This is a genomic window from Vibrio makurazakiensis (genome assembly GCF_050337375.1).
In the GTDB taxonomy this organism is placed as follows: domain Bacteria; phylum Pseudomonadota; class Gammaproteobacteria; order Enterobacterales; family Vibrionaceae; genus Vibrio; species Vibrio makurazakiensis.
In genome coordinates, this window is sequence record NZ_JAKJSW010000032.1 from 1 (window position 1) to 23,475 (window position 23,475).

At 43.1% G+C, this 23,475-nt stretch carries 17 protein-coding genes and 1 pseudogene; 9 read left to right on the top strand and 9 right to left on the bottom strand.

What is annotated here, in order from left to right; genetic code table 11:
- Positions 1-205: pseudogene (locus tag L4C33_RS05415) on the top strand (DoxX family protein); the annotation flags it as partial.
- A gap of 99 nt (positions 206-304) precedes the next feature.
- Here the strand turns inward: L4C33_RS05415 and L4C33_RS05420 are convergent.
- Both L4C33_RS05420 and aceB read right to left on the bottom strand, forming a co-directional pair.
- Positions 305-745, bottom strand: coding sequence for a GlcG/HbpS family heme-binding protein (locus tag L4C33_RS05420; RefSeq protein WP_428811423.1), 441 nt, complete (start codon positions 743-745; stop codon positions 305-307).
- A gap of 42 nt (positions 746-787) precedes the next feature.
- Positions 788-2,413: a malate synthase A gene (gene aceB / locus L4C33_RS05425; protein ID WP_428811447.1), complete on the bottom strand. Its 1,626-nt coding sequence runs from the start codon at positions 2,411-2,413 to the stop codon at positions 788-790.
- Positions 2,414-2,728: 315 nt separating this feature from the next.
- Here aceB and gcl point away from each other — a divergent pair, with 315 nt between their 5' ends.
- The 5 genes from gcl (at position 2,729) to L4C33_RS05450 (ending at position 8,865) form a co-directional block, all read left to right on the top strand.
- Complete coding sequence (gcl, locus tag L4C33_RS05430; RefSeq protein WP_428811424.1) at positions 2,729-4,501, top strand: glyoxylate carboligase; 1,773 nt, start codon at positions 2,729-2,731, stop codon at positions 4,499-4,501.
- A 186-nt stretch (positions 4,502-4,687) separates the two neighbouring features.
- Positions 4,688-5,464: a hydroxypyruvate isomerase gene (gene hyi / locus L4C33_RS05435; RefSeq protein WP_428811425.1), complete on the top strand. Its 777-nt coding sequence runs from the start codon at positions 4,688-4,690 to the stop codon at positions 5,462-5,464.
- 39 nt (positions 5,465-5,503) lie between these two features.
- Positions 5,504-6,400 carry a 2-hydroxy-3-oxopropionate reductase gene (locus L4C33_RS05440; protein WP_428811426.1) on the top strand — a complete coding sequence of 299 codons (897 nt, stop codon included), beginning with the start codon at positions 5,504-5,506 and terminating at the stop codon, positions 6,398-6,400.
- 329 nt (positions 6,401-6,729) lie between these two features.
- Positions 6,730-8,040, top strand: coding sequence for a glycerate kinase type-2 family protein (locus tag L4C33_RS05445; protein ID WP_428811427.1), 1,311 nt, complete (start codon positions 6,730-6,732; stop codon positions 8,038-8,040).
- 216 nt (positions 8,041-8,256) lie between these two features.
- Positions 8,257-8,865, top strand: a complete 609-nt coding sequence (locus L4C33_RS05450) for a TetR/AcrR family transcriptional regulator (RefSeq protein ID WP_428811428.1) — start codon at positions 8,257-8,259, stop codon at positions 8,863-8,865.
- 82 nt (positions 8,866-8,947) lie between these two features.
- Here L4C33_RS05450 and L4C33_RS05455 read toward each other — a convergent pair whose 3' ends face one another.
- The 7 genes from L4C33_RS05455 to uraH form a co-directional block, all read right to left on the bottom strand.
- Complete coding sequence (locus tag L4C33_RS05455; RefSeq protein WP_428811429.1) at positions 8,948-11,344, bottom strand: hypothetical protein; 2,397 nt, start codon at positions 11,342-11,344, stop codon at positions 8,948-8,950.
- A 144-nt stretch (positions 11,345-11,488) separates the two neighbouring features.
- Entirely contained in the window at positions 11,489-12,727 is a 1,239-nt protein-coding gene (locus L4C33_RS05460; RefSeq protein ID WP_428811430.1) for an alpha-xenorhabdolysin family binary toxin subunit A, read from the bottom strand.
- Between the two features lie 782 nt (positions 12,728-13,509).
- Positions 13,510-15,405, bottom strand: coding sequence for a methyl-accepting chemotaxis protein (locus L4C33_RS05465; protein ID WP_428811431.1), 1,896 nt, complete (start codon positions 15,403-15,405; stop codon positions 13,510-13,512).
- 259 nt (positions 15,406-15,664) lie between these two features.
- Positions 15,665-17,026, bottom strand: coding sequence for an 8-oxoguanine deaminase (locus tag L4C33_RS05470; protein WP_428811432.1), 1,362 nt, complete (start codon positions 17,024-17,026; stop codon positions 15,665-15,667).
- 148 nt (positions 17,027-17,174) lie between these two features.
- On the bottom strand, positions 17,175-18,587 hold the full coding sequence (locus L4C33_RS05475; RefSeq protein ID WP_428811433.1) for a nucleobase:cation symporter-2 family protein: 1,413 nt from the start codon (positions 18,585-18,587) through the stop codon (positions 17,175-17,177).
- Between the two features lie 327 nt (positions 18,588-18,914).
- Positions 18,915-20,258 (bottom strand): NCS2 family permease, encoded by a 1,344-nt coding sequence (locus L4C33_RS05480; RefSeq protein WP_428811434.1) that lies wholly within the window; start codon positions 20,256-20,258, stop codon positions 18,915-18,917.
- A gap of 197 nt (positions 20,259-20,455) precedes the next feature.
- Entirely contained in the window at positions 20,456-20,809 is a 354-nt protein-coding gene (gene uraH, locus L4C33_RS05485; protein ID WP_428811435.1) for a hydroxyisourate hydrolase, read from the bottom strand.
- Positions 20,810-21,179: 370 nt separating this feature from the next.
- On the opposite strand from uraH, the gene puuE reads away from it, so the two are divergent.
- From puuE to L4C33_RS05500, 3 genes are all read left to right on the top strand, one after another.
- The gene (gene puuE, locus L4C33_RS05490) at positions 21,180-22,106 is read left to right on the top strand and encodes an allantoinase PuuE (RefSeq protein ID WP_428811436.1); all 927 of its coding nucleotides are present in this window, start codon (positions 21,180-21,182) and stop codon (positions 22,104-22,106) included.
- Positions 22,107-22,163: 57 nt separating this feature from the next.
- The gene (gene uraD, locus L4C33_RS05495) at positions 22,164-22,679 is read left to right on the top strand and encodes a 2-oxo-4-hydroxy-4-carboxy-5-ureidoimidazoline decarboxylase (protein ID WP_428811437.1); all 516 of its coding nucleotides are present in this window, start codon (positions 22,164-22,166) and stop codon (positions 22,677-22,679) included.
- Between the two features lie 206 nt (positions 22,680-22,885).
- On the top strand, positions 22,886-23,473 hold the full coding sequence (locus tag L4C33_RS05500) for an ureidoglycolate lyase (protein WP_428811438.1): 588 nt from the start codon (positions 22,886-22,888) through the stop codon (positions 23,471-23,473).
- The last annotated feature ends 2 nt before the right edge of the window (positions 23,474-23,475 follow it).

Here is a 23,475-nt window from a genome sequence, read left to right on the forward strand (position 1 = left end):
TTTCTCTTTTGTTTCGGGTGCCATGTTTCACTTTGATCCGAGTTCATCAGGTCAAATGATTCACTTCTATAAAAATGTTTCAGTCGCAGGAGGGTATCTCGCATTAGCGGTGCTTGGCGCTGGGACGGTTAGTGTTGATTATTGGCTGTTTAATAAATGGAACAAAGAGGCGAAGCGGTCAAGCCTAATGGCTCTTGTTCGTTAGGGTTATAATCGTAACGAATTGAATTTGCTATCAATAAAAAACCGAAGTCACTGACTTCGGTTTTTTCCTATTCGTAGAGTGTTGTTACTTTTCGTTGAGTTAAGCTTGCATCATTTCATCGCTGAAGAGTTTGGCACTGCCAATCCCGTTGATAGCACAGCTCTCATCAATGTCAGAAACATCGCCACTGACTCCAATTGCCCCTAGTACTGTTTTATGTTCGTCACGGATCAATAAGCCACCAGGAACGGGAACCATATTACCGTTAGCGAGAACATTAACAGCGGAGATAAACGCTGGGCGGGTATCCGCATCTTGCGCCAGTTTTCTTGAGGAACAGCCGAGTGCGAGTGCTCCCCAAGCTTTGGCTATCGCAATGTCTGGTCGCATCATGCTAGAGCCGTCTTGACGTTGCAAAGATATGAGCTTACCACCGCTGTCTAAGACGGCAACCGTCAAAGGTTCWGTGCGGATCTCGTTCCCTGCTTTAAAGGTTCCATCAATGATGGTTAACGCTTGTTGTAGAGTCAAACTTCCCATGTTATCTCCTAGTTTTTCAAGGGGCATCTTTCTGAATCGAGTCTAACTTGATTCTTGTAATAGCCCGTAGCTTGGTAAAGTTAGGAAGGCAGCAAACTCTTTCGCGGTAGATAATTCATAGAACAGATCGGCTGTTTCTTTGAATCGTCCAGCTGCGTATCGAGTGTCACCGACTTCAAGTTTAATAGTGTCGAGTTCTTGGTATAACCAAGAGTGGAATAATTCAGAGGTGAATTCTTGGCCGTCATCTAAGCTCACGCCGTGATGGATCCATTGCCAAATGTTGGCACGTGAGATCTCTGCCGTAGCAGCATCTTCCATCAACCCATAAATTGGGACACAGCCGTAGCCTTGAATCCACGCCTCAATGTAATAAAGCGCAATACGAATATTTTTACGTACACCCGCTTCATCACGTGTGCCTTCACACGGCTTAAGCAGTAGATCAGCGTTAATCGTGTGCGTTGGACTTTGGTAATCCAGCTGATTCACTTTGCCATCAAGGTGCTTATCAAAAACAGACATTGCTAGGTCAACTAAAGCAGGGTGTGCAACCCAAGTACCGTCGTGTCCGTTTTGTGATTCGCGGTGTTTATCTTCAATTACCTTGGCTGTTACTCGTTCCATTTCAGCAGGATCTTTTGCTGGAATGAACGCTGACATGCCACCCATAGCTAATGCGCCACGAGCATGACAAGTGCGGACTAACAGTTGGCTGTAAGCATTAAGGAAGTCCTGATCCATCCCAATACCGTGACGGTCAGGTAGGATGCGGTCTTTATGATTTTTCAGCGTTTTAATGTAGCTGAAGATGTAGTCCCAACGGCCACAGTTCATTGCCACAATATGGTCACGCATTGCATACAGCATTTCTTCCATTTGGAAAACAGCTGGCAAAGTTTCAATGAGAACGGTTGCACGAATAGTGCCGCGTGCCGCTTTAAAATAGTCTTCAGCGAAAGTGAATACGTCGTTCCACCACTGTGCTTCTTCCATACTTTCCAATTTCGGAATGTAGTAATAAACGCCCAGCCCTTTCTCTGCTCGCGTTTGATAGTTGTGGAAGAAGTACAAGGCAAAATCCATTAAACAACCCGCAATAGGTTGTCCATTAAATTGAATCGATTGCTCAGGCAGGTGCAGGCCGCGTGGTCGAGCGATCAAAAGAGATGGGTTCTCACTCAGTGAGTATTGCTTACCTTTCTTTTCATCAAAATAGCTAATCGTGCCCGCGTTTGCGTCACGTAGGTTAATTTGACCATCGACCATATTCGCCCATGTCGGCGAAGACGCATCTTCAAAGCAGCACATAAATACTTTAGCGCCTGAATTCAATGCGTTGATCACCATTTTACGTTCGATAGGGCCGGTAATTTCTACACGTCTATCTAATAGCTCTGGCGGTGGTGTTGCCACTTTCCAGCTTTTGTCTTGGCGAATTGCCAATGTATCTTCGCGGAAGTTCGGCAGTAATCCATTGTCGAACTGAACTTGCTTCGAATCGCGTTCACTTAGCAGAGCGTTACGGCGATCTCCGAACTTGTTAACAATGGCCTCTAAGAAGGTTAGTGCGTCTTTGGACAGAATCTTTTTGTACTCGGGCTTGTCCATGTTACCGAGCACCTGAATACAAAGTGACTCTTCTCTTTCCTTTACGTCATTCAAAATCATTGCCTGTCTCCTTTAAACAATATCATTCGATTTTGTGTACAAAACATTATTTTTAAAATACTTATATGGCAAAAGCTGTAAACAATCAAAGAGTATTTAACATTTATTTATCATTTTGTTTTTCTCAAATTTATTTTTACGTAAAGATATTTTATATAAAGTAATGAAAACTAAGCTTTTAGGGGTTAGTGACCACTTAATAAAGGCTCTTTTGTAAATAAAATGTTTCATTTAGGGGTTGCGAAATACTGAGGATGATTCATAGTACACAAAAGCGAATTAAATTGTATACAATCGGAACTGGAGGTTCGAATGGCAAGAATGAAAGCAATTGAAGCAGCAGTTGAAGTGCTTAAGCGTGAAGGAGTGGACATCGCATTTGGTGTACCTGGCGCAGCAATCAACCCTATGTATGCGGCAATGAAAAAGCTTGGTGGTATCGACCATGTATTAGCACGTCACGTTGAAGGTGCTTCCCATATGGCAGAGGGTTATACCCGTACTAACCAAGATAATATTGGCGTTTGTATTGGTACATCTGGCCCAGCTGGTACAGATATGATCACTGGTCTTTATTCTGCGTCAGCAGACTCGATTCCAATTCTTTGTATTACAGGTCAAGCACCGCGTGCTCGTATTCATAAAGAAGATTTCCAAGCGGTAGATATTGAAAGCATTGCTAAACCAGTGACTAAGTGGGCGACCACTGTACTGGAACCCGCTCAAGTGCCACGCGCATTCCAAAAAGCATTTCACTTAATGCGTTCTGGTCGCCCGGGTCCAATACTGATTGACCTACCTATCGACGTTCAGCTAGCTGAAATCGAATTTGATATTGATACATACCAACCGCTAGAACCGTACAAGCCACAAGCAACTCGTGAGCAAGTAGAGAAAGCGATGGCGATGATGGCGGAATCGGCTAACCCACTGATAGTTTCTGGTGGTGGTGTTATCAATGCTGGTGCGTCTGACTTATTGCAACAATTTGCGGAAATCACAGGTGTTCCTGTTATTCCTACGCTAATGGGTTGGGGCACAATCCCAGATGACCATGAGCTGATGGCTGGTATGGTGGGTCTACAAACTTCTCACCGTTACGGTAACGAAACTATGCTGAGTTCGGATTTCGTATTCGGTGTGGGTAACCGCTGGGCAAACCGTCACACAGGCTCTGTTGATGTTTATACCGAAGGTCGTAAGTTCGTTCACGTTGATATTGAACCAACACAAATTGGTCGTGTGTTCTGTCCAGATCTAGGCATTGTTTCTGATGCAAAATCTGCACTTGAGCTAATGATTGAAGTTGCGAAAGAGTGGCGTGCCGCTGGCAAACTTCCTGACCGTAGCAAGTGGGTTAGTGAGTGTCAGGAGCGTAAAGCGACGATGCTGCGTAAAACCAACTTCGAAGAAGCACCTATGAAACCAATGCGTGTTTATGAAGAAATGAACAAAGCGTTTGGTCGCGATACTTGTTACGTAAGTACGATTGGCTTGTCGCAAATTGCCGCAGCTCAATTCCTACACGTTTACAAACCTCGTCATTGGATCAACTGTGGCCAAGCTGGTCCTCTTGGTTGGACAACACCTGCCGCATTAGGTGTAAGAGCTGCTGATCCAAAGCGTGACATTGTTGCTATCTCTGGTGATTACGATTTCCAATTTATGATCGAAGAACTGGCTGTAGGTGCGCAATTTAACCTGCCTTACATCCACGTTCTTGTGAACAACTCGTACCTTGGTTTGATCCGTCAGGCTCAACGTCAGTTCGACATTGATTACTGTGTACAGCTTGCGTTTGATAACCAGAACGCGCCAGAGCTTGAAGGTTACGGTGTTGACCACGTAGCGGTTGTTGAAGGTCTTGGTTGTAAAGCAATCCGTGTTCGTGAACCGGACCAAATTGCCGCAGCTTTTGAACAAGCGAAAGAGTTGATGAACAAGCACCAAGTTCCTGTAGTAGTAGAACTGATTCTTGAACGAGTTACGAACATTGCTATGGGGGTGGAAATTAATGCCATCAACGAATTTGAACCGCTTGCCGAAAGTCGCGCCGATGCCCCGACAGCGCTTGCGCACAAGTAGCTTTGTTTCGGTTGAGCCTCGTGGGGGCTCAACCAAACAAGTGAAAAGTAAAGAGTCAAAATCCAACAGTGGTTCGCGTGATATGAGCCACTATTGGAAAAAGTTTGGACTTGCTATAGCGCGGATTAAGAAAGCGAAACGTAGCGGGTTGTTTGGAAAAGAAGGTTAAAAAGTAAGGACAGAGTAATGGCAAAATTTGCAGCAAACTTGTCAATGTTATTCACAGAAATCGATTTTATGGATCGATTTGAAGCCGCAGCAGAAGCTGGCTTCCAAGGTGTTGAATACCTTTTCCCTTATGCATTTGATGCACAAGCAATTAAAGAAAAACTGGTCGCGAACAACCTAGAACAAGTGTTGTTTAACCTACCAGCCGGTGATTGGGATGCTGGTGACCGCGGTATCGCGGTTGACCCTTCTCGTGTCGAAGAGTTTCAAGCGGGTGTTCCGAAGGCCATTSCATACGCAAAAGCATTAGGTTGTACGCAAGTGAACTGTTTAGCGGGTATAACACCAGAAGGTGTTACTCAGCAAGATGCTCAAGCAACATTTGTCATCAACCTTCATTACGCGGCAAACGCACTTGCTGCAGAAGGAATTCACTTGGTTATTGAAGCGATCAATACACGCGATATTCCAGGCTTCTTCTTAAACACTACTGAGCAAGCGAAAGCGGTGATTAAAGAAGTCGGCAGTGACAATTTGTCTATTCAATATGACATTTACCACATGCAAATTATGGAAGGCGACCTCGCTCTAACTATGCAAAACAACATTAAACAAATCGCCCACGTTCAACTCGCAGATAACCCAGGTCGTCATGAACCAGGAACTGGCGAAATTAATTATCCGTTTGTATTAAAACACCTCGACGACATTGGTTACCAAGGTTGGGTAGGCTGTGAATACAAACCAGAAACAACAACGTTAGAAGGCCTAGGTTGGCTTAACCAGTACCGCTAAATGCGACTGGCAATCACTCAGTAAGTTAAGGAGAACACAATGTCTAAAATTGCATTTATTGGTACTGGCATCATGGGCAAGCCAATGGCTGAGAATCTTCAAAAAGCAGGGCACCAGCTGATCTTTTCAGATCACTTCAACCCAGCACCTGAAGATCTAGTGGCTGCAGGCGCAACAGTATGTTCATCGCCAGCTCAAGCAACAGAACAAGCAGATGTCATCATCCTTATGGTGCCTAACACACCACAGGTTGAAGATGTGCTATTTGGTGAAAATGGTGTTGAACAAGGCCTAATCGCTGGTGGCGCTGCAGGTAAATTGGTTATTGATATGAGTTCAATCTCTCCTATCGCAACCAAAGCCATTGCTGCACGCGTAAATGAAGGTGGCGCTTCATACCTAGATGCTCCTGTATCTGGTGGTGAAGTTGGCGCAGTTAACGCAACACTAACTATCATGGTTGGTGGCGAGCAAGAAGCGTTCGATAAAGCACGCCCATTGTTCGACATTATGGGTAAAAACATCACGCTTGTTGGCGAAAACGGTGCAGGTCAAACTTGTAAAGTAGCGAACCAAATCATTGTTGCTCTTAACATTGAAGCGGTATCTGAAGCTCTTGTTTTTGCTTCGAAGGCAGGTGCTGATCCAGCACGTGTTCGTCAGGCGCTACTTGGTGGTTTTGCTAATTCGAAAATTCTTGAAGTGCATGGTGAGCGTATGGTTGAAGGCACATTCGACCCTGGTTTCCGTATCTCTCTACACCAGAAAGATCTAAATCTAGCACTGACTGGCGCACAAGAACTTGGCGTAGCACTACCTAACACGGCTAATGCACAGGAACTATTTGAAGAATGTGCGGCTATGGGCGGCGAAGGCTGGGATCACTCAGCGCTAATCCAAGCTATTGAAAAACGTTCTGATCACTCAATTCGTTAATATTGATTGACGCTTTCTTCACTTTCGCTAGGGCTGATGGAGGTGGAGAAAGTCAAAGAATTGCAACACCCGATAGTTTTGTTTGGGGATAGACAAAACCATTGGCCAAGCTACAAACGATCAATCATCAAACGATACCTCTGCGTTTGACCGGTCGAAAGTTTCATAAAGTTTGTTTATAAAATCGCGTAGTTTCGTCTCCTTTTATACGCGTTCCCAGTACAAGGCTAGGAGTTGAAGTTGACCCTTTCCAACTTATCTTAGCAGGCACTCTAAAGCCTTGTATTGGGACTCTTTTTTTAATCTTTCTGTCAACTAAGGAGTAGCTGATGGACCTTGATGCTAAACAATTTTTGCACACCCTTTTCTCTAGCGCAGTCAATGAAGCATTGCCTAAAAACCACATCGAACCGTTTCTACCAAAAGACATTTATTACCGTTCGGCTAACCAAGGTGGCCGTACTGTTGTTATTGGAGCAGGGAAAGCAGCAGCGTCAATGGCAGCAGAACTTGAAGCGGTCTGGCAGAAGAATAAAGGTGCGGATCTCGCGGTCGGTGATTTAGAAGGCCTCGTCGTAACGCGTTATGAGCATACTGCACCTTGTGAGTTTATCGAAGTGATTGAAGCCGCTCATCCAGTGCCAGACGCAATGGGTTTAGAAGTGGGACAACGAATTCTAGACTTGGTCACTGGCTTAGGTGCAGATGATACGGTTATTTGTTTACTGTCGGGTGGAGGCTCTGCGTTATTGAGCCTACCTGGCGGTGACATTACTTTGCAAGAGAAGCAAGCGATCAACAAAGCGCTACTTAAATCTGGCGCAGCCATTGATGAAATGAACTGCGTTCGTAAGCATCTATCGGCTATCAAAGGTGGCCGTTTGGCGAAAGCCGCATACCCAGCTAACATTTTGTCACTGGCTATTTCTGATGTTCCTGGCGATGAAATTAGCGTTATTGCTTCTGGCCCAACCGTTCCTGATAGCACTACTCGCTTTGACGCTTTAGCGATTTTAGAGCGATACGAAATCGAAATTCCGACTTCGGCATTTAACTGGTTAAACAATCCGTTGTCTGAAACCGTGAAGCCGGAAGATGAATGCTGGAAAAACAGCTCGCACCACATTATAGCAACGCCACAATCAGCGTTAGAGTCGGCTGCTGCCGAGTCAGAAGGCCTAGGTATTCCAGCTTACATTCTGAGTGATTGTATTGAAGGTGAAGCCCGCGATGTAGCAAAAGTTCATGCTGCATTAGCTAAACAGATTGCCGATAAAGCACAACCGTTTGAAACGCCGTGTGTACTACTGTCTGGTGGTGAAACAACAGTTACAGTGAAAGGCAGTGGCCGTGGAGGTCGTAACTGCGAATTCCTATTAAGTTTATATAACGAGCTTAAAGGTCATGAAAAAATATACGCACTGGCGGCAGATACCGATGGTATCGATGGGGTTGAAGACAATGCTGGTGCATGGATCACGCCTGAAACGTGGTTAGAAGGAAATCGACAGTCGCTAAAAGCGATAGATTACCTTGATGATAACAATAGCTATGACTTCTTTAAGAAGACAGGCGTGTTGCTAACGACTGGACCTACGTTAACTAACGTAAACGACCTTCGAGCCATATTAATTATGTAACGTTTATCGTCGTCACCTCATGAGTAGGTGGCGTATTAAGTTCGGTAATGGCTGTCTGTGTATTCTCGTGCAGGCAGCCATTTTTTTTGCTATCAGCGTGTTTTTTAACATAATTGTAACCAAGCAGGCAGTTACGCACATTGCCTGTCATATATGCTGGACTAATGAAGCACGTTGATTACTATGGCTTATGGAATAAGTGGTAAAGGACGAAGTATGTCTAGGATCAGACAAAAGAATCAGGATTTGATCATTGAAGTTGCTTGTGAACAGTTTGCGACTCATGGTTATGCTGCGACGAAAATGGTGGATATAGCGAAAGCCGCCGATATTCCCAAACCTAATGTATTTTATTATTTCAGTTCAAAAGATAAACTGTATAACGCGGTTCTAGAAACGGTGACCCAACCATTACTAGAGGCTTCTCTTCCTATAGAAGAGCTCGATAATCCAGTTGAAGCTTTATCTCAATATATTCAAACCAAACTCATGATATCTCGTGATCACCCTTATGCGTCGAAAGTGTTTGCCAATGAAGTGATGTCAGGCGCTAAAGTTCTTCCAAAAGAGATTGGAGATGAACTGCATAAACAATCTCAAATGATCATTGATAAGTTCGCTACCTGGTCTGCGCAAGGGCTAATGGATGACGTTCCTGCTCATCATTTGATGTTTACAATTTGGGCGGCAACACAAACATACGCCGATTTTGGTTGGCAGATTTGTAGTGTGATGAAGAAAGAGAATTTGGACGAGCAAGATTACGAAGAAGCAGCACGTTTTATTACACAGCTTGTTATTAAAGGTTGTGGCGTGAAGAGCTAATATCTTGTTGATTAAACATAAGAAAGGCCAGTATAGAGTAAACCTCTTACTGGCCTTTTTAATATACGTACCAGCTAGTTAACTAGTATCCGCAGCTGCGTCCATTAGGTATCCCGCTCCCTAAGAATTCTACTCGAATTTGCTCAATATCTTGTAGATACTGGTTGTTTATCGAATTGTCGTTATCAAAATTATTTAGCGTGATATTCCAAGCACTGAACGGTGTCGGTTGGAAGTACGCGTACTCGAACTTATTGGCGAGTGCTCCATCAGTAATGATGCTGACATCGTTGGTCGTTGGGTCGTCTAAGCGGTAGTAAAATGCGCGAGATAACGGATTAGAGCTGAACTGGAACGTTTCACCTGCGTATCTATCTTGATAGTTGCCAGCACTCGATATTCGCATGTTGAGCTGCTTACCGTAAGGCAAGTTCTCCCCTTCGAGGTAGACCCGAATCGTGGATAGTCTGACTCGGTCAAAGGAGCAAAACTGTGCCTGCTCTAAAGGAATTGCAAAGTTGAATTGGCCAGTTTCTAGCAAACTCACAAGTTGCTCTTCACCAGAAATAACATAGTTATCTATAGTGAAGTCTTGTGGGGCAGGGTGGAAAGAAGATAACGCATTGACGTATTCATTTTCGATAGAAGCTAAATCAAACTTATAATCGAGGTAACTTTTGTCGAGTGACGGCGTTAGCTCACTCGATTTTAGCGACCAGTATTCATACGCTTGAACGTAATTGGAAAGTGCCACATACATTGGGCGTTTGAAGTGCATTAGAATTCGAGACAGCTCGCGCTCGATCTCCGAAAAATCTTCAGAATCTGAGTGGTAGCCGTCAATGGCACCGTTTAGACGCGTTTGCTGGTTTTTGGTGACGTTGTTAGTGAGTAGCATATCAACCAGTTTGGCTTGTTCTTGTGCAAAGTTGAGTTGAGTGGTGTTAATACTTTTCCCAAGTAGAATCTGTTTTTCCAATTCCAACAAATAATTGCGTGCGCCTTTGATGCCTAAGCTGTCGGCATACCTTAGGTTACTACGAACCTCGGTCAGCATTAGATCCCATGCTAAATTACTTTCATTGATGGTAGGAATGTTAAAGTTAAATCCGTCCATTGCTTCTGAGACTTTCTGTTGCTTGATGGTCGATTTTACATCGGCAGTTAATTGAGCGATGCCCGCAATGGTCTTTGTTACGCTGTCGATGACGCCAGTGACTGACTTAATATTGGTCACTAAGTTTTTGGCTTTTTCTAATGCTTCAGGTGTTTTGGCTAATTGGTCGGTTAAGTCATTAACCCCGGATAGGTTCCCGGTGAATACGCCACTGACAGCGCTACCGATTTCAGCGATGGCTTTGAATATTGCAAGCGCCGCATTAAGTTGCTGCTGAGTTTTCCAGTTTTCGACACCAACCAAATAAGTGGTTCTTGCACTGAGTGTCACCAATTCTTGAGCTTTATACTGACTATCAATTTCAGTCAGGCTATCGCCAATTTTGTCTATGTTCCCTTCTGTTTGCTTGATGATAGATTGCTGAGCATTGAGTACGTCTACAATGTTGGCAAGTGCTAACTTAGCGGACTCGACCTTGTCTGTAATGACAGTGTTTCTATCGGTAACGATATCCCATTGGCTTTGATACGCGACCATCGCATCAAGATAAGCGGCATATTTGCCTTGATACAGTGACTTATCGAGATAAGGGACATAGTGGTTTTCTGTGGTATTGAATTTAATGAACTGTTTAAATGCGACTGTTTGTAGGTACAGATCAGACAGTAAAGCATCTTCTTCGACCATTGATCCAGCAAAGCGCATGTTCTTTTCAATCCAGTCAATGAGCTGAAGGCTGACTTCTGGCTGAGTATCAAAGAGGCTAGCAGCCATATCAAAACTACGGTTCAATATGTCCGAAAATGGCTCGCTTGCTAACTTCATTTGGCCTGCGATATTGCCATTGATATCTGATTTTCGATAACGCTCGCCGGCTAATACGACGGAAGTGCCATTTGTGTCACCGCCGGTTAAAGACTCTCTAGAAACAGAACCATCAGATTGGAAGGCCAATACGTTAATTGGGCTTTCTATTTCATCGGCAATCACGGTGACAGATGCAGCAGAGCCTTGTTGGCCAAGCACGAAGGTTGGTGTCCCTGCCCCGACAATTTTCCGAGCAAAGATAAGAATATTCTGGTTGTTGACCACTAGGTTAAAGTTTTCAGATACCTCGATCGTATCGGCAAAGATGACCACTTTGGTTGGTTTAGTGACGTAAAGGTTTTGCTTTGCAATCCAATCGTTAAGGTTAATGTGTAAGTCAGATGTGGCGCGAGAAACCACACCCACGTCGTTATACGCATCAGTTTGCCAACTTGGATATTCAATATTGTTAGGCAAGTTGTTTAGTTCTAGCCAATCACTGGAATAAGCGTATGGAGATAATGAGAGTGAAATAATGACTGGAAGTAATCTCATATAAAGTTCCTTGTTATAGCCCCTTAATTGTAATGTTAATTAAGGAAACGCTAAATTTTGGGTAGCCGAAACCACCACCTTAGTTTTGAACTAAGGTGAGGGTTTTAGGAGGTACTAATTAGATATATTTGGAGTTAAGAAAAGTTATTCCATTTCTTGGATATACGCGTTATTAGCAAATGCTTTTGCTTTTTCGCTGATATCATTCCAATTCATCTCTGCAATGGCGGTATTAGCAAGTGCACCCGCAGCACCTAGTAACGCGTCATCTTTTAAGATCTCGGTATTTGTTTCTGCTTCATCTAGTGCCGCAATTAACGAAGTGAAATCAGCATTCATCTTCTGCCAATTTAATTTAAGGTTATTAATATGTGGAATGGAATTTTCAATTTTAGTAGAAATAACGTCGATGCTTTCTGAAGAACGATGGTAAGAGTTATAGATCTTTTGTGTGTATGTAAGCTGGCTCTGAAGATCTTTGACTTCGTTTTGTAGTTCATTACGAAGCTTACGCGCTTTCTCTGCTTTATCTCCATAAACGCCCATAATCGGTACCGCAACCATAGGGAACCAAGCGTAGGTTACGGCCGTAGCGGCAACCGTAACGTAGTGATTATAGTCATCATTTAGCTGTTTGATACGGGCATTAATGTCATTCACTTGTTGCTGAAGGGCACTGCCGTCATCGCTTAAATATCCGTTATGAGTGCCTTCTAATACATCAAGCTGAATTTTTTGTGTATCCAGTTTTGCGGAGAACTCTAGTAGATTATCGCCAACGATTGAAACTTCATTTTGATAGCGGGTTGAAAAGTTTTGTAGGCTTTTAAGGTAAGCAATTGCTAGTTTTCGATTGCGTTCAACGGCTGCAATATCGTCAGGCAATGGAGAGAAAGCTTTACTCAGCATCTCATTTAACGCATTGCTAAGTGGCTGAATCATGTAATCTTTGATCTGTGTGTAGTTGGCCAAACTTAGCGACAAATTTACGATGCTAGGGTACAGATCTTTCTTCCAGTAAAAGGCATTGTCGTGAATCTTAGAGTATTGCTCAACTAAAGCTTGGAAGTTAGAAAAGGGAATATCGTTGGGAATACTTAGTGTAGATTTCATGCTGGCTTCAGTGGTCGGTAAAGCCAAAGCGCCCTCTACATAGGCTTGGATTTGAAACCACTCTTTCTGATTTAAGATAAAATCATCGGTTTCTAAGTCAATAAATGCACCATTTTCACCCATGATGGTTTGATAGGTAACGGGTGATATTTGTTGTTGGGTAGAAGAAGAATCATTGATACCTAAAGGGGATTCAACAGCGACTGCAGAAACTGAAGTCAAGCTTAGGAATATAGCAGATAAAGTAAGTGCCTGTTTGATTTTTTTCATTGGTTAGCCTTTCTATATTTTTATTTTAAGCTTTTTTAGTTAAAAAGATCCCCTACCAGTAAACTGGCATAGTTAATAATTATGAGGATTCTTTGAATAGCTTTTATTAATATTATTTGTGTGGTTATTGTTAGTTAAAAGTTTTCCTTTTTAATATGTATTTTGATAGTTATTGGATTTGGTCAATTTATAGTAACTTTATAAAATAAAGCTTTAACCTGATCACATATTTATGAGTGGATTGGTTGTTTGTTGATCTATTAAATTTAGTAATGTTTAAATTAGTATTTGGTTATTTTTATACAGAGTAGAAAAGTAAAGGGATGGGTGGTTTTTATTCTATGCAATTGATTTTCAATTGATAAAACCATTAATAGATGTGACTTTCGACTTTTAACTAAAAATGTTGAAAACTATATTAATAATGGATGGTAAACATGCGTTTAAAATTTGAGCTGTGCCAAAGTTTATTGAATATTTATTTATAAGAGATCGCTAAAGCGAGTTGGTAATAAGTTTACCTGCTGGCATCTATCCGTTCGGCGTGTTTGTGTTCGCTTCCTTTATTGAGGCTCTATTTGAACGAGTTGTTATCTGAACTGAAGTGTTATTTGATTTACTTGGGGCGAACGTAGTGGTGGAGTGATTGACGGTGGGTGAGAACTGATGGAGTAGGTAGCATTTAGAGGCTTAATAAAGCCCCTAAATGCATAGTATTATCGCTATGTGTGGCTGACTAATTTACGGTTGTTAAACGCGTAAATTGATAGTCAAAGCGAACATTAAAGCTTAAAGCGAGAAATTTCATTGTGTAGCTGCTCTGAATAATCAGAAAGAAGCTTCGCTTGCTGTGATGCTCCTTCTGCCTCTGCCGCTAATTCAACAGATACATCATTCACTGCATGTGTATTACGAGTGATTTCAGCAGTCACGAGAGACTGCTCTTCGGCTGCGGCTGCTATCTGAATTGACATGTCATTAATGTTCTTCACTGAGTCCATGATTGAACCCAAGCTACGTGATGCAGTTTCTGCATCTTCTACAGACTGTTGTGCACCCAGCTGGCTCTGATTCATGTTCGACACTGCGATTTTTGTCGCGGCTTGTAGCGCTTCAATCATTTTGTGGATTTCGTCGGTTGAGTTGTGCGTACGCTGGCTAAGAACTCTTACTTCGTCAGCAACTACAGCAAAACCTCGTCCTTGTTCACCTGCACGGGCCGCTTCAATGGCTGCATTTAATGCCAATAAGTTAGTTTGCTCGGCAATGCCTTGGATAGCAGACAAAATGCTACTGATATTTTCAGCGTGAGTTTCTAGCTCTTTGATCACATCAGTGGACTGCTGTACGTTGCTGGCTAAAGTCAAAATTGATTGCTGGCTCAATTTTACTTCTTCTGCACCTTTAAGCGAGATAGCAACTGCGCTGTCACCTTCTTTGGCTGTGTTCTCAGCATTCTGTGCAATTTCGTGAGTCGCGCTCGACATTTCTGTTACTGCAGTCGCTACCATAGTCACTTCAGCCTGTTGTTGGCTGATTTTTTCACTTCGTGATTTAGCGTGGCAGGCTGTTTCATCAGCTTGCTCTTTAAGCTTGGTTGCCAAGGAGTGAATGTTACTCATCATGCCATGCATGTTTTTGACGAAGATATTAAAGTTGTTCGCTAGCTTTCCAATATCGTCTTTTGAACTGACTTCGATAGAACCAGTCAAGTCGCCGTGGCCTGAAGCTATTTCTTCTAAAGCTGCTGAAACTTGATAGAAATTTCTTAGCAAGTAATTGATGAAGTAAGCGATAAGAATGACGAGAACAACCGTTAGTATTGAACCAATCGAAATTAATTGAGTTAGAAGCGTTGAGTGAAGTTTTTCTTCTGTTTCTCGGTCCATTTCAATAGCAAAAATCCAATCTGAATTTGGAATATTTGCAAAGTAGACCAATTTTTCTTTCTTGTTTCGAGTAACAATTTCAATGCTTTGAGAGCTAATTGCAGTATTCACATCGTACATAGACAGATCAGGCGTGATACTGATAAATGACTGTAAATTCAGTGAAGAGTTAGGGTGCGCTAGAATCGCCCCTTTATCATCAATCAACATCGCAAATGCGTTATCACCAATAGGATAGCTATTGATGGTTGCTTGAAGAGTCGCTAAAGAAATATCTGCGCCGATCACAGCAACAACTTGCCCTTGTAAGGTAACTGGAGCAGAAATCGTGACCATTAAAGTACCATTCTCTGTGCCAGTATATGGCTTAGAGACAGTCACTTTGCGCGTATTTAGGGCTGATTGATACCATTCTTTCGAACGTGCATCGTAGTTTGCTAGCTTACCGTTACGCCCGCTAATAAAGAGACTACCGTCAGGAAGTGCGTAGTAAGCATCTAAGAAGTTACTGCTTCTTTTCGCTTGCGCAACTTGATCAGAAAGTTGTGATAAATCATTGATATGGCTTGCGGCTACGAGGTTGTCTTTGTAACCCGTTAACCAATTGCTGATCGCTGAAGTTGCGATTTCACTAGCGCCTAGCGTTCGGCTGTAAATGCCTTCACGGGTTTGCTGCCAAAGTTTGTCTGAGGCAAACCATGTAAGGGCGGTTGATACAACAATGATGGAAATAAGCACTGACGTGATTATTTTTGATCTCAAGGTTAATTGGCTAAAAAACTGCTTCATATTTACCTGCAATAAAAGGGCGGTCACTTTCTGGGCGCGGAATCGTATATCAATTGTTCAGTAATGCAAAATATTTCAAGTTTTGAATTTTTAGTGACCAAAGTCACATTTATTTCCGTTCTGTTAACAATTTGACTTAAATTTCGAGTGAAGTTGAAATTTTCAGTGTAAACATCTGTGGTTCAATTTTTTGTGAAAATAGAAAAGGCCTGCTGATGCAGGCCTTAATGAGGGTAGTCGAGTTGATGGGAGTCAATATTTAGTTATTCATTGCCAACTTACCGAGCTTCATAGCTGCGGCGTGGTGGCGGTGCATGAGTTGTTCCATATCCACACCGATAACGGCGCCATCATTTACTCTCCATTTGCCAGCTACCATGACTTTGTCTGCTTGCTGTGCTCCGCATAGTAACAGTGCTGCGAGTGGGTCATGACTACCAGAGAAGCGGATATCATCAAGCTTAAACATAGCAAGATCGGCCTGTTTACCTACTGCTAGCGTTCCTATATCGGTTCTGCCCATAGCACGAGCAGACCCTGAGGTTGCCCAGCGCAGTGCATCGAAGTGAGATACGTTAGCCGAACCGTATTGCAGCCTTTGTAMATACATAGCCATACGGACTTCAGCAATCATGTTCGACCCATCGTTAGAGGCTGAACCATCGACACCTAGCCCCACTTTTACGCCAGCTGCTTCAAGATCGTTGTTTTTACAAATACCAGATGCAAGCATCATGTTTGAAGTCGGGCAATGGCTAATCCCGATACCAGCTTTACCTAAACGCTTAATTTCTTCTGGGTTAAAGTGAATACCATGTGCGAGCCAGGTTCGGTCGTTCAACCAACCCACATCTTCTAAGTAATCGACGGGGCGAAGGCCAAACTTCTCGATACAGAAATCTTCCTCGTCTAACGTTTCGCATAAATGGGTATGCATCATGACATTTTCGCGTTCACTGATCTTAGCCGTTTCTTTCATGAGATCGGTCGTTACCGAGAACGGTGAGCAAGGGGCAAGTGCAATTTGAATCATCGCGCCATCGTCTCTCTGATGATAATCACGAATTAAACGTTCGCTATCATCAATGATCGCTTGTTCTGTTTGAATAGTGTGTCTTGRCGGTAGTCCACCCTCATCTTCCCCTAAGCTCATCGAGCCTCGGGTAAAAATAGCTCTAACTCCTAGCTTTTCAGCAGCCTCGACTTGCAAGTCAATAGCATGCTCTAACCCATTCGGTAGCAAGTAATGGTGATCGGAAGCCGTTGTACAGCCAGACATCATCAACTCAACCAGTGCGAGTTCAGTCGCCAGGCTCATCATTTCAGAGTCTAAATTTGCCCAAACCGGATAGAGGCTTTGTAGCCAGTGGAAAAGCTCTTTATTCAGCGCGCCAGGGTAGGCACGAGTTAGAGTTTGATAGAAGTGGTGGTGGGCGTTGATCAAACCCGGAGTCACAACGTGACGAGAGGCGTCGACGCTATAATCTACAGGAGCAGTTGGTTCTTTGTGTTTACCAACAAGTTCAACGATAGTATTACCTTTAATCACAATCCCGCCAGCTGCGTCTGCATTAGTGCCGGTGTAAATTGCGAGAGGATTCTTAATCCAAATTGTTTCCATTCATGGTAGTCCTTAGCCATCTCAGCCTTCTCAGGGAAGAGGGTCTTTATTAGTTTTGATTGATTAATATTGATAAGAACCTGACAGGTTGTTGATTAAATTCAGAACAGCCTGCCAACGTCATTCATCGTACCTACTATTGGGAAGGTTAGTTCGCCTTCGCCTCAGAGATTTCTTTACTTGTTTGCTGCTGTGCCAGAACTTCTTCTTCAGCCTGTTCTTTCATTTCTAGTTCAACTTGTGCTTGGCTTTCCGCTAGCGCTTCTTTTTCTTCAGCCTTTGTAGATTTTGGTAATACAAGGTTGAGTAATACCGTCATGATAGTACCGGTTGTAATTCCAGAGTGAAGGAAGTTAGCTAAGTCATGAGGTAAGTGCTGTAGCAGTCGTGGTTCAAAAGTCACGGCTAATCCAGACGCTAAACCCACACAAATTACCAACGCATTTCGTTTAGTATCGGCTGCTGTGATAAGCATTCGGATACCTGCGTAAGCAATCATGCCAAACATAACAAAACCTACGCCACCAAGAACGGGTTTAGGGATTGTAACGGCAATAGCGGCTAGTTTAGGGAATAGACCACCAAGGATAAGCAAACCACCTGTAGCAGCTACTACGTATCGGCTAGCCACACCTGTAATGCCAACAATACCGACGTTTTGGCTAAACGACGCTAAAGGCATTGCGGTTAAAATGGAAGACAGCGTACTACCTAAACCATCACCTAACAGGCCTCGTTTTAGGTCTTTACCACTGACTTTTGTTTGGCAGTTATTACCTAGCGCCATGAAGTCGCCAGTTGCTTCCGCAATTACCACGATATACACCAAGCTCATGCTAATGATTGCACTGATAGAGAACGTGAAACCATATTTGAAAGGCTCAGGTCCACCTACCCATGCTGCTGAACTGATTTGCTCTAGATTTACCATACCCAGTGAAAGGGCAACAAGGTAACCCCCAGCTAGGCCAATTACGATAGCAGAAGCTGCAACCGCGCCTTTACAGTAAACGGATACTCCAACCACAATACCAAGTGATACAAGGGCTAGAAACAGTTTTGGCAATGTAGCAAACTCTTCACTAACGGCTGGAGAGTCTCCGACCCAGTTCATTGCCACGGGAAGTATGGTTAAACCGATTAAGGTGACAACCACGCCGCTTACTACCGTTGGAAAAAGCTTCCTAACTTTATCCATGTAGAAGCTGGCTGCAATGACAACGAATGAACCAATTAGGGCAGAACCCATAATGGCGCTCACTCCGCCGTCTTTGCCGATAGAAATAGCGACACCTAGAAAGGCAAAGCTGGAACCCATTACAACGGGCAACTTAATACCCACAGGGCCAAAACCTAGACACTGAGCAACAGTGACGATACCAGAGGCGAGAAGGGCTGCATTGATAAGTGAAACAATTTCAGCATTGGGTAGACCAATAGAGGCTCCCACAATAAGAGGTACAGCAACAATACCGCCGATAGAGGCAAGCATATGTTGTAGAGCGAGTAGGAAAGTTAATCCATGTGGTGGTCTTTCATTTAAGGTGTAAAGAAGTTTCATTTGATATTCCTCTGCCTGCGTTCCATGTACAAGCGAATGACGGTCAAATAATGACTTCTACAAACTGCGTAGGGTCATAAAAAAGGTGCACTAAGCCTAGGAAATCCAGTCTCCTGTGTCTTAATACAATTAGCTTTCTTAAATCTTTGGGTACTGCTTAAGGTTTTAGCTTCGGTTTTTGGTTACAGCTTAGGTTTTGAATATTGCTTAATATTGGTGTCAATTTGAGTGGGGTGGTTGGCTCATCACTGAGCCAACCTGTCTTACATTTTTAATGTGTTCTTTGTTGTTATTTAACGCGTTTTAAGCGGGTGTTTGGTTATGTGATTAACCGATGAACACCAATTTCGCTACGAAAATAACCGCTAGTAAGTACATTGAAATAGAGACGTCTTTAGTTTTACCTGTCGCGACTTTAAGTACTGTGTAAGTGATAAAGCCAAGAGCGATACCGTTCGCGATAGAGAAAGTCAGTGGCATCATTAACGCTGTGATAGCGGCAGGAGCACCATTAGTGAAGTCTTTCCAATCGACGTGCTGCATGCTGCTCATCATTACGAAAGCTACGTAAATAAGTGCGCCAGATGTCGCGTAAGCTGGGATCATGCCTGCAAGTGGAGATAGGAAGATTGCYGCTAAGAACAACGCACCTACAACGATAGCTGATAGGCCAGTACGCGCACCTGCTGCAACACCCGCAGCACTTTCAACGTAACTGGTTACTGGTGGACAACCCACACATGCACCAGCGACACTTGAAATACTGTCGGCTTTCAGTGCTTTACTTAGGCCTTCAATTTTACCTGTTTCTGGGTTTGTTAGGTTTGCGCGTTCGGCAACGCCCATCAAAGTACCAGCAGTATCGAACATGTTTACGAAAAGGAACGCCAAGATAACGCTGATCATTGAAACATCAAGTGCACCCATAATATCCATTTTCAGGAAGGTAGGAGCAATACTTGGTGGAGCGGCAAAGAAACCGTTGTAATGAACAAGGCCAAGCATCATACCGATGAGTGTTACGCTAAGAATACCGATCAGTACAGCACCAAAGATCTTACGCTCACTCAATACCGCGATGATAAGGAAAGCGATAGCAGCCAGAAGTGCCTCAGGTTTAGTAAAGTCACCTAGAGAAACCAATGTTGCTGGGTTTTCTACAACGATACCTGCTGTTTTAAGACCAATTAAGCCTAAGAACAAACCAACACCAGCTGTCATTGCATATCGAAGACTCACAGGGATACTTTCAATTATCCACTGACGGACTTTGTAGAAGCTCATTCCGACGAACAATATACCGGAGATGAATACAGCACCGAGTGCCACTTCCCAGCTATAACCCATTTCACTTACTACAGTGAATGAGAAGAAGGCATTCAGTCCCATTCCCGGCGCCAGACCAACCGGCCAGTTAGCGAAAAGACCCATTAACAAACAACCGATTGCAGCACCAATACAGGTTGCGACAAACACAGCGCCAGCATCCATACCGGATGCGGCCATAATTTGTGGGTTGACGAAGATAATGTATGCCATGGTTGCGAACGTAGTTACACCACCAATCAATTCATCTTTGATGCTACTTCCGTGTGCTTTGATCTTAAAAAGCTTTTCTAAAAGCCCTTCATTAGCGTCTTGGTTGAGTATTTCTGTTTTACTCTCACTCATGTCAGCAAGTCCTTTTTGTTGTTTTTCGTTATTGAATACAACTTGATTTCAATGTTAAGTGTCTGAATGTTTAGAAGACTAAGTTAATAATTTCTAAATATTCATATTCTTAATAGCCATATTTCAGGCAAAGCATTCCTAAAGGGGTTATACCTTGTGGTGTAAACCCTAAGAGAAGGAATGCAAAAGTATGTTCGTTAACTGCCTCGGTAAGTTGAGAAACTATAAGGCGAAACGAGTAGCGGTACGTGGTAATGCGCGTCTTGGTCGTTTAAACCGAAACGGATTACAACGTCATCTAAAAATGGTACGTCATCGAGCGTGACACCTTTGCTTTGGTAATACTCCGCCACATGAAAAACCAATTGATATTTGCCAGGACGGAAATCGTTTCCAGCTAATATTGGAGCGTCTGTACGGCCATCAGAGTTGGTGAGTACCGTTGCTAGCTTCTCTACGGATTCCCCATCGACTTTAAAGAGTTCTACTTTGATTTCAGCGCCTGGTAAACCATGCATTGTATCCAAAACGTGTGTTGTTAATCTGCCCATAATTCCTTCTTAGCGTTCTCACGCCCCTCATATTTCCTAGTTTTATTCTGTACACAAAGTTGGGTGTTGTGCTTTGTGTTAATACAACTATGTACGCAATGTATACAATTAGTAAAGCCCTTTGTTATAGAAATGTTAACCTTAAAGTCACATTTTTTATATAAGTGTGCCGTTAACTGCTACTTATGCATCCATGTATGAAGTGCCTAAGTCATTGTTACTTAAGCTTTAGGTCGATAATTTTTAACTTAACTAACAAAATCTTTACATTGAGATAAATAATTGTATACAATAAATGGTACAGGGGCTTAGTTGATGCATTGAAATGCAGAAGCAGTGGAGCCAAAACCTTTTTGTTAGGAGTACTTGGATGAATATGGATTATTCAAGAAACTTAGTCGGGTATGGAGCCAATCCGCCAAACCCTAAATGGCCAGGTAATGCACGTGTCGCTGTCTCTTTCGTATTGAATTACGAAGAAGGGGGAGAGCGTYGTCTGTTACATGGTGATGACGAGTCTGAAGCTTTTCTTTCTGAGATCCCATCTGCGCAACCTATAAAGGGTGAGCGTCATATCAGTATGGAATCTATTTACGAATACGGTAGCCGAGCTGGTGTTTGGCGCATACTTCGATTATTTGATGAATACGAAATCCCGCTAACTGTGTTTGCAGTTGCAATGGCTATTGAGCGCCACCCAGATGTGGCTAAAGCTATGGTCGAAGCTGGGCACGAAATATGTAGTCACGGTTATCGTTGGATCGACTACCAATATATGGATGAGTCGCAAGAACGCGATCATATGACCAAAGCCATTGAGATCATTCAAGAGATCACAGGTCAACGTCCGTTAGGTTGGTATACCGGTCGAACCGGTCCAAATACGCGTCGCCTTGTCGCTGAAGAAGGTGGCTTTATGTATGACTCAGACGCTTATGATGACGATCTTCCGTATTGGCATACAGAAACAGGTCAACCTCAATTGGTGATCCCATACACGTTGGACACCAACGATATGCGTTTTTCAACAGTGCAAGGTTTTAACTCTGGCGAGCAATTTTTCCAGTACCTAAAAGATACGTTCGATACTTTGTATTTAGAAGGTGAAACAGCACCGAAAATGATGTCGGTAGGTTTGCACTGCCGTTTGATTGGTCGTCCGGGGCGTATTGCGGCACTAAGACGTTTCCTTGATTACGTTCAACAACATGAAAGTGTTTGGTTGTGCCGTCGTATCGATATCGCGAAGCACTGGCATGAGCATCATCCGTACCAAGCTAACAACGATCAGAAATAGATAACAATTTTAAGTAAAACCAAAATAATCAAAATACTAGCAGCAAGGAGGCTTAACGTGACTGAATTTAGATCATGCCAACCAACAAAAATGGATCGCGAAACCTTTGTCGCTCACTTTGCGGATGTTTACGAACATAGCCCGTGGGTCGCAGAAGCAGTTTTTGATCAAGGTTTGAATGCCGAAGACGATCATATTGAAAATCTTCACCTAAAAATGGCATCAACCTTGATCAGCGCAGATCAAGTAAAGCAATTGGCATTGATCAACGCTCACCCTGATTTAGCAGGTAAAGCAGCAGTAGACGGAGAGTTAACGGAATCTTCAACAAAAGAGCAGGCGGGCGCAGGCATCGACCAATGCAGCGCAGACGAGTTCGCCAAATTTACTTCTTACAACAACAGCTACAAAAGTCGCTTCAACTTCCCTTTTATCATGGCAGTAAAGGGAGCCAATCGTTACCAAATTCTTGAGTCCTTCGAGATGCGATTAGGAAATGATAGTGAAACTGAGTTTGCTACGGCGATTCAAGAGATCAATAAGATCGCGATGTTTCGTCTCTGGGATATGTAAGTCATAAGAAGACAACTATCTCGGATTTAGTCTTAACCGTATTGCAGGAAGCGTAAAGCAGTAAACTGCACGGATAAGTTCTCATTTTATTATTACTTAATTAGTTGGATGGAATGTTTAACAGTATTCCTCACGTAATGAGCCTTTAGAGCGAAATAGCGATTGATTAATTAAGCCACAAATATCGGAAGACTTAAGGAAGCAACATGAGCAATGGAATTCAAAAGCTAACGATAGAACCTTTAACTAAACAGGCATTTGCCGAGTTTGGTGATGTGATAGAAGTCGAAAACAGTGACTACTTCATGATCAATAATGGTTCTACAAGACGTTACCATAAACTGGCACAAGCCGATGTTGAAGAGCAGGGCGGTAACGCCATCATCAGCATTTTTCAGGCGACKCCACTTGAGTACCCGTTAACCATTAAAATGCTTGAAAGGCATCCACTTGGTTCACAAGCTTTTGTTCCTTTGCTAAGTCAACCGTATCTAATTGTAGTTGCTCCGAAAGGGGACGAACCACAACTTAATCAATGCCGAGCTTTTTATAGCAACGGTAAGCAGGGTGTGAATTACCACAAAGGTGTATGGCATCACCCTGTATTAGCACTGACAGATCAAGATAAGTTCTTGATTGTCGATCGTGGTGGTGAGGGCCATAACTGCGATGAAGTGCATTTTGAAACTGATTTAGTGAGTTTGTCTCTAGATGATTTGCAAAACCTAACATTAGGTACTGAGCAAGCATCAACAGAGAGCATGAAGGATAACGCACAACTCGCAAACGCGTAGTT